The 1317-nt window shown below is 68.1% G+C and carries 1 protein-coding gene; it reads left to right on the forward strand.

The genetic code is table 11. The annotated features are described in order from the left end of the window. Positions 1-136 precede the first annotated feature (136 nt). On the forward strand, positions 137-1317 hold a 1181-nt coding region (locus tag AC5RWT_RS37465; RefSeq protein WP_494084630.1), incomplete at its 3' end, for an O-acetylhomoserine aminocarboxypropyltransferase/cysteine synthase family protein.

Genomic DNA, 1317 nt, shown 5'->3' on the forward strand with positions numbered 1-1317 from the left:
CCATCCGGCCCACCGGAAAGGTGCTACCGCCAGAAGCGATGGAGAGAGCGCAAGCAATCTTTGATCCGGACGACGCCCGCCCGCGCCGCTACGGACCGTCATTGCCCGGGAACCCCAGTTTTGAAGGAGCTGCCTGATGGCTGAACGCACATTCGGTTTCCGCACCCGTGCCCTGCACGCCGGCGGCACGCCCGACGCCGAGCACGGTGCCCGGGCCGTACCGATCTACCAGAGCACTTCGTTCGTGTTCAAGGACACCGACGACGCCGCGAACCTTTTCGCCCTGCAGAAGTACGGCAACATCTACTCCCGCATCGGCAACCCCACGGTCGCCGCGTTCGAGGAGCGCATCGCCTCGCTCGAGGGCGGCATCGGCGCGGTGGCCACGTCCTCGGGCATGGCCGCCGAGTTCATCACCTTCGCCGCCCTGGCCGGCGCAGGCGACCACATTGTGGCCTCGTCCAAGCTTTACGGCGGGACCATCACCCAGCTGGACGTGACCTTGCGCCGGTTCGGCGTGGAGACCACGTTCGTCGATTCCTCCGACCCGGCCGACTTCGCCGCGGCCATCGGGGAGAACACCAAGGCCGTCTACACGGAGATCGTGGCCAATCCGTCCGGCGATATCGCGGACCTGGCGGGCCTGGCTGCCGTGGCGCACGACGCCGGAATCCCCCTGGTCGTGGACGCCACCTTGAGCACGCCCTACCTGATCCGCCCGATCGAGCACGGCGCGGACATTGTGATCCACTCCGCCACCAAGTTCCTCGGCGGCCACGGCACCACCTTGGGCGGCGTCGTCGTCGAATCCGGCCGTTTCAACTGGGGCAACGGCAACTTCCCGCAGATGACCGAGCCGGTGCCCAGCTACGGCAACGTCTCCTGGTGGGGCAACTTCGGCGAGTACGGTTTCCTTACCAAGCTCCGGTCCGAGCAGCTGCGCGACATCGGCCCGTCGCTCTCCGCCCAGTCCGCGTTCCAACTGCTGCAGGGCGTGGAGACGCTGGCCCAGCGGATGGACGAGCATCTGGCGAACGCCCGGACGGTGGCCGAGTGGCTGGAAGCCGACGAACGCGTTTCCTGGGTCAGCTACGCCGGCCTGCCCGCGCACCCGCACTACGAGCGGGGCCGGCAGTACCTGCCCAAGGGCGTGGGCTCCGTGTTCAGCTTCGGCGTCAAGGGCGGCCGCACCGCCGGCCAGAAGTTCATCGAGTCGCTGCAACTGGCCAGCCACCTGGCCAACATCGGCGACGCCCGCACCCTGGTGCTGCACCCGGGATCGACCACGCACCAGCAGCTCACCGCCGACCAGCTGGT

The organism is Arthrobacter sp. Dra40 (assembly GCF_059091905.1).